We start from the raw sequence: 7,189 nt of genomic DNA, 5'->3' as shown, positions 1-7,189 counted from the left end.
GTTTCCGGCTTTTCGTAGGTCTGCCATTGCCGCCACGTCCGGCCTTCGTCCCGCGTCAGCCACAGTTCGGCCTTGCCGACGCCCGAGGCGCCGCGTTCTTCCACTTCATAAGCCATTTTGAAGCTCGTCACGTTAATCACCTGAGCCGGCGGCAGGTTGACATTCACGGCGGCCGGCGGCACGGTCAGCGAATCGGTCTTGGAGGCCAGCGCCAGCGGATCGGCGCCGGGCGCGGCCAGAGGGGTGGTCAACATCGGCGACGGCCCGGTCGGCGAGACGATGCCCGGAGCGGGGGGCGTGTCCTGTCCGTTGTTCTTGTCAGGCGGCGTGTGGACGAGGTCCTTCGCCCGGTCGGGGGCGCCAACCATCAATTGGGAAGGATGCGGCAGGTCGCCTGTTCCGGCGGCGGGAACCAAGTCCGTCGGCGCCGCTGGTTTGGCGGCGACATTTGCCGGCAGGGGGGGAACGTCCTTGGTCCCTTCCCCGGCCAGCCCGCCGTAGTCCGTGACGGACAGTCGCACCATCACGGCGCCGGGGCCGCCGACGCGGAATTGGGCCGATCCGTCGGCCTCCGGCCGGGTGGAAATCGGCGTCCAGGAAGTTCCCGCGACGCTGTATTCCAGCTTGAACTTCGACCAGTCCGGGTTTTTCTCGATGATCTTCCACGAGACGAACACATCATCGCCGTTACGCGTGGCCGAGGTGATGGTCACCACCGGCCGCTTGGTGTCGAAGAGAGCCTTGAAGATCTGGCCGGACGGGGCCTTGTAAACATCAACCGGGTCGCGCTTTCCGGACTTGTCCACAACGACCATGCAGAACCAGTAGACGCCGTCGGCCGGGGCGGTGAAGTTGAAGTTCGTGTCCTTGTCCGGCGCGGCCACGGCCTGCTGCTGCCAGCTCACCCCTTGGTCGGCGGAGACATACAAGAGCAAGTCCCGAATATCACCCTTCTTGCTGGGGTGGTATTCGATTGGAATTTTCATGCTCGGCGAGTTCCACGGGGTTACGTCCGCCGGAACCTGGCCGGGCGTGGCAAGCAAGCCGAGCAATGCGATTGTGCCGAAGCCCATTGGAATCCCCCTCACGATCAGCCGCCAATATCCCGCGCAACATCCCCCGATGGCGCGGCCGGCGGCCGACAAAAATCTTGTCACAACGTGAAGGGGGCGATACCTGTGAAGTTCCAAAAATGCAAGGGGAAATATTCAAGTCTGAGTAAGCATGCCCGATCTTGAGCAAATCCGCCGAACGACCGGATCATTCGTTCTTGTCCAGCACAAACAAGTCCGCGATGTCAACTCGCTCGTCGCTTTCCTCGTCGTACAGGACAGCCCCGCGTTCGACTTCGATGGCGAGTACTTTTTGCAGAAACCGGATGCCGATCATCAAGGCGTGAAACGTGCCGACCCCGTAGAGAGCCTTTGGCCCCTGCCAGATGCGCAAGCCCTCGGCTTGCACCGAGCATATATGATCCCCGGCGGGATGCGGCTTCGGAACGCCGATCCGAAGGACGACCGGCGCCAGTTCTCCGTCCGGGTATCGCACCCGCAACCGTTGCTCGGCAATGACGTCATCCATCTGATTCCTCCAATCCCTCGAACAGCGTGGAACCGATGCGGACCATCGTGCTTCCCTCTTCGACAGCCACCTCGAAGTCGCCCGACATGCCCATCGAGAGTTCGGGGAGTTCACGGCCCCAAGATAATTGAAGCTGATCGCGCAGTTCACGCAGTTCGCGGAAGGCGGGTCGGGCGGCCTCCGGATCGTCCGCATACGCGGCCATCCCCATCAGACCGGCGACTTCTCCCGGAAAGGCAAGAATCGCATCCCGAAGCATCGGCAATTCTTCAAACGTAAAACCGTGTTTTTGATCTTCCCGGCTGGCGTTGACTTGCAGGAGAATTCGCGGGCGAACATTCAATTTCTTCCCGGCGGCCGCCACCGTTTCGAGCAACCGGGGGGAATCGACACTGTGGGTCAATTGCGCCAACGGCAACACTTCTTCCACTTTGTTCCGCTGAAGATGGCCGATCATGTGCCAGCGAATTTGGTCCGGGATTGCAGCGGCCTTGCGGCGAAGCTCCTGTGGGCGACTCTCGCCGAGGTCGAACACGCCCAGTCCCGGCAATAACCCAGCCACGCGGGGGGACACGGTTTTGGTGACGGCAATCAAGGTCACACTCTCGCGGGGTCGGCTCGCCCGCTGGCAGGCGGCCAGAAGGCGGGCTTCGACGGTCGTCAGGCGGTCGGCGAGGGTCTTCTTCAAATCATCGTCGGTCATCGTGATTCCATCCGGCGGGGCATCCGTAAGATAAGCGTTTCGATTTCCGGGCACACCCGGCGACGTTTTCCATCCAAAGGGTTCATCATGGCGGATATTCGGGCGTTTCGTGGTTTTCGGTATGATCTCGGCCGGGCCGGAGCTTTGACCGATTTGGTGGCCCCCCCTTACGATGTGGTGGATGCCGCCCTTCAGCAAAAACTTTACGACGCCAGCCCGTACAACGCCATCCGGCTCGAACTCACCAAAGAGGAACCGGGCGACACGCCGTTAAACAACCGCTACACGCGGGCTTCGCAAACCCTCAGCGGCTGGCAGAACGACCACGCCCTCCGGCAAGACACGCTGCGCACGCTCTATGTGCTTGAGCAGGAATTCACCGTCGAAGGCAAAACGCACAAGCGACGCGGCTTCATGGCCCGCGTGCTGCTGGAACCCTTCGGCACCGGCCGCATCTTCCCGCATGAGGAAACGATGTCCGGCCCGAAGGAAGACCGGCTGAAACTCTACCGGGCCACCAACATGAACATCAGCCCGGTGTTCGGCCTCTACCCGGATGACACCAACGATGTGTTCAATCGCATCGAATCGCTGCTGTACAAGCAATTGCCGACGGAGGCGAAGGATCATCTCGGCGTCATCACCCGGTTGTGGACGATCACGGACGAACACCTGATCGGCTCCGTCGTCAGCGGCATGGCCGAGAAGCCGGTGTTCATCGCCGACGGTCACCACCGCTATGAAACCGGCCTCAAATACCGGGACGAAGCCCTCGCCAACGGCATGGTCTCCGGAGACGACGCCCCGGCCAATTTCTGCATGATGATGCTCGTTTCGATGGGCGATCCGGGCCTCATCATCCTGCCGACGCACCGGTTGGTCAGCGGTTTCCCCGGCCTGACCTCGGAACAACTCAAGGCCGCCCTCGAACCGCACTTCGAGATCACGAAAGTGGCCAACGGAACCGAGGCCTGGGAAGCCATCGAGATGGACGGTTCCCAATCGCTGCTCGCCTTCCACACCAAGGCCGACAACACTTGGGTGACGGCTCGCTTCCAGAACCCGGAACTGATGGCCGAACTGGCGAAGGACCATTCCGAAGACTGGCAGGAACTCGGCGTGAGCATTCTGCACGTCGCCGCCCTGAACAAACTGATCCCGGCCAAGGTCGGCGGCACCCCGGCGTGCAAATACGTGCATTTGTTGAGTGAAGTGGAAGACGCCATCAAGGCCGGAAGCTGCGACCTCGCCGCCTTGGTGCCCCCCGCCACGATGGGCCATGTGGAACGCATCGCCGGGCAACGCGAGAAGATGCCGCCGAAGTCCACTTACTTCTACCCGAAGATTCTCACGGGGCTGGTGTTCAACTCGTTGAAGACGCATTGATATCGGAAGAGGATCGGATCATGTCGGAGAACAGCGAGCAACAGCCGGACTCCGACAAGGCCAAGCCTCCGGCCGATTCTTTTGCCGGGTTGCCGGTCTGGCAGCCCCGGCCGGAGATTTACGAAGAGTATGAGTGCCCGAGTTGCCTTCGCCCCTCGCGATATGTCCGGCCGTATACGCTCGACATCATCATCTTCCTGATCTTCTTCGCGACCAAGTATTCCGAAACCTACGTGCGGTGTCCTCGCTGCATGCGGCGCAAGATCCTCGTGAGTTTGCTGCCCGCGTTGCTGGTGTCAACCATCGCAAGCCCTTTGGTGCTAGTGACTTGGGGTTGGACGTTCTTTCGGACATTCTCCAAACTCCCGTATGACGACGGCCGTTGATCGCCTCCTCCGGGCAAACGCCGTATGTATGCGAGCCGTCGATTCAACTCTCAAGTTCGTGCCTTGCCGGAATCTTCGTTGCTTCCCGCAAGACACGCGGGTATAGTTTCCCTTGCCGACTATCAGGTGCCGGACGACTACGTTGGTCGGCCGGGTGTAAAATTATTGTCAAGTGGAGGTTCCTCAGATGTTGCGAATGCTGACCGCATTTGTGTTGGGTTTTGGCGTGCTGGGCATGACCGTTGCTTCGACCGTGTCCGCCGACGACAAGAAGGAAGAAAAGCTTGTCGGCACGGTGACCTGCGCCAAGTGCGGCCTGAAGATCAAGGGCCAGGAAGATTGCGCCACCGTCATCAAGGTCGGCGAAAAGGTTTACTGGTTCGATGAAAAGGGCCACGAAGCCAACCACAAGCCGGTTTGCGGCAAGGGCAAAGAAGGCACCGTCACGGGCGTCACCGGCAAGGACGGCGACAAGCTGACCGTCACCGTGTCCAAGGTCGAACTCAAGAAGTAAGTTAAGTGGGTCGTTCGCGGCCATCGCGGAAACACAGCTTTCGTCGGACGGGCAACCGTCGGCCGGGGGTTGTGTTTCCTTCGTTTCATGGGTGAGTTTTGGCGGGCGTTGGCGGTTGTCTTTCCGGGAGAAATGACATGCACGTGATACTGGCGAATCCCCGCGGCTTTTGCGCCGGGGTGAACATGGCCATCGAAGCCTTGGAAACCGCGATCACCGCGTTCGGCACGCCGTTGTACGTTTATCACGAGATTGTCCACAACCGGCCGGTCGTCGAGAAATTCCGGTCGCGCGGCGTGGTCTTCGTGGACGGCATCGACGAGGTGCCGAACGGGGGCACCGTGATGTACAGCGCGCACGGGGTTTCCCCGGCCATCCGCGAGGCTTCCGCGAGCCGCAATCTCCGGGCCATCGACGCGACGTGTCCGCTCGTCACCAAGGTTCACATGGAGGCGATCAAGTACGCCAAAGACGGATACACCATCGTGCTGATCGGCCACGAAGGCCATGACGAAGTGATCGGCACCATCGGCGAAGTGCCGCACGCGATGGTTCTCGTCGAGGACGAAGAAGACGTGGCCGCCCTGACCATCCCGGCAGATGCCAAGATCGCTTTTCTGACGCAAACCACCCTGAGCGTTTACGAGACGGAAGGCATCATCAAAGCATTGCGGGTGAAGTATCCGCAAATCGTCAGCCCGGCCAAGTCGGACATTTGCTACGCGACCCAAAACCGCCAGGAGGCCGTGCGGGAACTCTCCGTGGAAGCCCGCGTGGTGCTGGTGTTGGGAAGCCAGAACAGTTCCAACAGCAAGCGGCTGGAGGAAATCGCCCTCCACCGGGGCAAGGCCGCCCGCCTGATCGACACGGCCGCCGAAATCCGGGACGAATGGTTCCAACCGGACGACACCGTCATGATTACCGCCGGCGCCAGCGCCCCGGAGGAAAACGTGCAGGAGTGCGTTGAGTACTTGAAGACCCGCTTCAACGCCACCGTGGAAAGCCGCGTCGTGCGAGAAGAGCATGTGAGTTTCCCCCTGCCGAGGGAATTGCGATCGTTGCCGGTGTTGAAGTAATGCAGCCGTATGGGTGTTGCTCGAACAGGCCAACGGCCAAGTTGTTGTCTGACAGGCGATGAGCCAGCGGCTGCGTTGAGGGATGTTTGACCGTTGCGAAAAAATCGCTCGACAGCGATTCCAATGAGCTGGTCTCCAAGTTGTGAAACGAGATCCGACGGAGTTGGCCTAATCACCGTTCAGCGAAGGAGGACGCACCGATGGGTATGCTTGTGCGCCCGAAGCACGACTACCCCGGTTGCTACGGGGGTTGGGTGACGTGCTGCCGACACGTCTCGGCGGCCATCGACGGCGGCCACACGTTTGCGGGCGTGCTGTATGGCCCGCGCAAGAAGTTCCGGTGGTGTGCCTGCCCGACGTGCGCCGATGCCCCGAGGATGCCGTCCTGTGGTCCGGCGTCTGCTATCCCGGACCCGATGGGTGTGTGCCTCCACTGCTTCTACGACTGGTGGTCGGCGCACTACCCGGACGCCCCCGACTCACCGCCGGCGGACTGGGCGCGTCTGCCGCGTGCCGAGTCCGTCGCGGGTCGGAGTGGCGCACCTGACGCCGAACCAGACGCCGAACCAGACACCGGCCGCTTGTAGGCTTTCTGGACCTCATTACTCCCTGAGCGGCCGGTGCAGGTGAGTTTCGTCGTTCGGCGAGCGGAGGGCGTGGTGATGCGACTTGCTTCAGACGACGACCTCAGCCCTTTGGCCGCCCGGCTTGTGGATGGTGAACCGCCACTGACTGGATACTGGACTCCAATGCTAACCCATCCGACAGCCGGACGTTCATTGCGAAACTATGTTGTCTTGACCGATTGCCCCGAATTGGCCGCCAAGTTGAAGCTGACAAACGACGAGCAATTTTGGAGCAGGTACTATTGGTACGCCCGGTTCTCGCGCGAGTGGCAGGCGGCCAAGGGGTATGATGCCGGATTGGAGCAGTCGGTGTTCAAATTGCTGGAATCGGGTGTGGAGCACGGCGTGGCCGAACTCGATTCATTTCCCGAAGTGGAAGCGGCGATTGAGCGAGACGCGATCGTCTCACCGTATTAGTGCATGCCGCAGCGAACCTGACTTTGTGGAGCGTTTGAAAGGGACGAAGGTATTGAGGTGCCGGACCATTGAATTTGAGTCGTTCGCCCGTCGGGAAGTCGCTGAACCACAGGAGATCACCGTACCCTCGCTGGCGCGTTTTGAAGTTGCGCTTTTTGCTGAGGAGAGTGGGCCGGGATAGAAAAACGAGACTCCCCCGGCCGGATCGGTTGGGCCGTGAGGCCGGGTGATCACCAACCGGAAGGAGTCTCGGTCATGATTGTGCAAGAAGGACTCCCCGGAATCAAACAGTTTCTTCGTCCGGCCGGCCTGAGTCCCCGGGCGCTCGGCCTGGTGATTCGTTGAGTGGCGGCGTTTTGTTTGCATTGGGGGCGCATGAGCGCCTCGCAAGCCTCGGGGTCGGTGGCCTCGGAGCCGCGTCATCGCGCCCAGATCAGCCGGTTTCTCGGCCGCAAGGGCCTTCGCCAACGGCCGCCGCTGGCTCTGGTGCGGGACCGGAT

The 7,189-nt window shown here is 61.1% G+C and carries 8 protein-coding genes and 1 pseudogene; 6 read left to right on the top strand and 3 right to left on the bottom strand.

All coding sequences use genetic code 11. From position 1 onward, the window contains the following. From BGIM_RS50595 to BGIM_RS0115790, 3 genes and pseudogenes are all read right to left on the bottom strand, one after another. Nucleotides 1–1,073 (bottom strand): annotated as a pseudogene (locus BGIM_RS50595) (hypothetical protein); the annotation flags it as partial. A gap of 187 nt (nucleotides 1,074–1,260) precedes the next feature. Further along, a complete protein-coding gene (locus tag BGIM_RS0115795) occupies nucleotides 1,261–1,581 on the bottom strand; it encodes a hypothetical protein (protein ID WP_020470725.1) in 321 nt (106 codons plus the stop codon). Further along, a complete protein-coding gene (locus tag BGIM_RS0115790; RefSeq protein ID WP_040889261.1) occupies nucleotides 1,574–2,284 on the bottom strand; it encodes a YggS family pyridoxal phosphate-dependent enzyme in 711 nt (236 codons plus the stop codon). The genes BGIM_RS0115795 and BGIM_RS0115790 overlap by 8 nt, the downstream gene beginning before the upstream one ends. 87 nt (nucleotides 2,285–2,371) lie before the next feature. On the opposite strand from BGIM_RS0115790, the gene BGIM_RS0115785 reads away from it, so the two are divergent. From BGIM_RS0115785 to BGIM_RS0115765, 6 genes are all read left to right on the top strand, one after another. Then, nucleotides 2,372–3,670 carry a DUF1015 domain-containing protein gene (locus BGIM_RS0115785; protein WP_020470723.1) on the top strand — a complete coding sequence of 433 codons (1,299 nt, stop codon included), beginning with the start codon at nucleotides 2,372–2,374 and terminating at the stop codon, nucleotides 3,668–3,670. A gap of 20 nt (nucleotides 3,671–3,690) precedes the next feature. Then, nucleotides 3,691–4,056: a hypothetical protein gene (locus tag BGIM_RS0115780; protein WP_020470722.1), complete on the top strand. Its 366-nt coding sequence runs from the start codon at nucleotides 3,691–3,693 to the stop codon at nucleotides 4,054–4,056. A 187-nt stretch (nucleotides 4,057–4,243) separates the two neighbouring features. Beyond that, on the top strand, nucleotides 4,244–4,570 hold the full coding sequence (locus BGIM_RS0115775; protein ID WP_020470721.1) for a DUF6370 family protein: 327 nt from the start codon (nucleotides 4,244–4,246) through the stop codon (nucleotides 4,568–4,570). A gap of 137 nt (nucleotides 4,571–4,707) precedes the next feature. Beyond that, complete coding sequence (gene ispH, locus BGIM_RS0115770) at nucleotides 4,708–5,646, top strand: 4-hydroxy-3-methylbut-2-enyl diphosphate reductase (RefSeq protein ID WP_020470720.1); 939 nt, start codon at nucleotides 4,708–4,710, stop codon at nucleotides 5,644–5,646. 200 nt (nucleotides 5,647–5,846) lie between these two features. Beyond that, nucleotides 5,847–6,233, top strand: coding sequence for a hypothetical protein (locus BGIM_RS62935; protein ID WP_157369035.1), 387 nt, complete (start codon nucleotides 5,847–5,849; stop codon nucleotides 6,231–6,233). A 75-nt stretch (nucleotides 6,234–6,308) separates the two neighbouring features. Beyond that, on the top strand, nucleotides 6,309–6,689 hold the full coding sequence (locus BGIM_RS0115765; RefSeq protein WP_020470719.1) for a hypothetical protein: 381 nt from the start codon (nucleotides 6,309–6,311) through the stop codon (nucleotides 6,687–6,689). The last annotated feature ends 500 nt before the right edge of the window (nucleotides 6,690–7,189 follow it).

This window comes from Zavarzinella formosa DSM 19928 (assembly GCF_000255705.1).
Lineage (GTDB): Bacteria > Planctomycetota > Planctomycetia > Gemmatales > Gemmataceae > Zavarzinella > Zavarzinella formosa.
The sequence above is the reverse complement of the archived record's forward strand: the minus strand, read 5'-3'. Positions and strand labels throughout refer to the sequence as shown.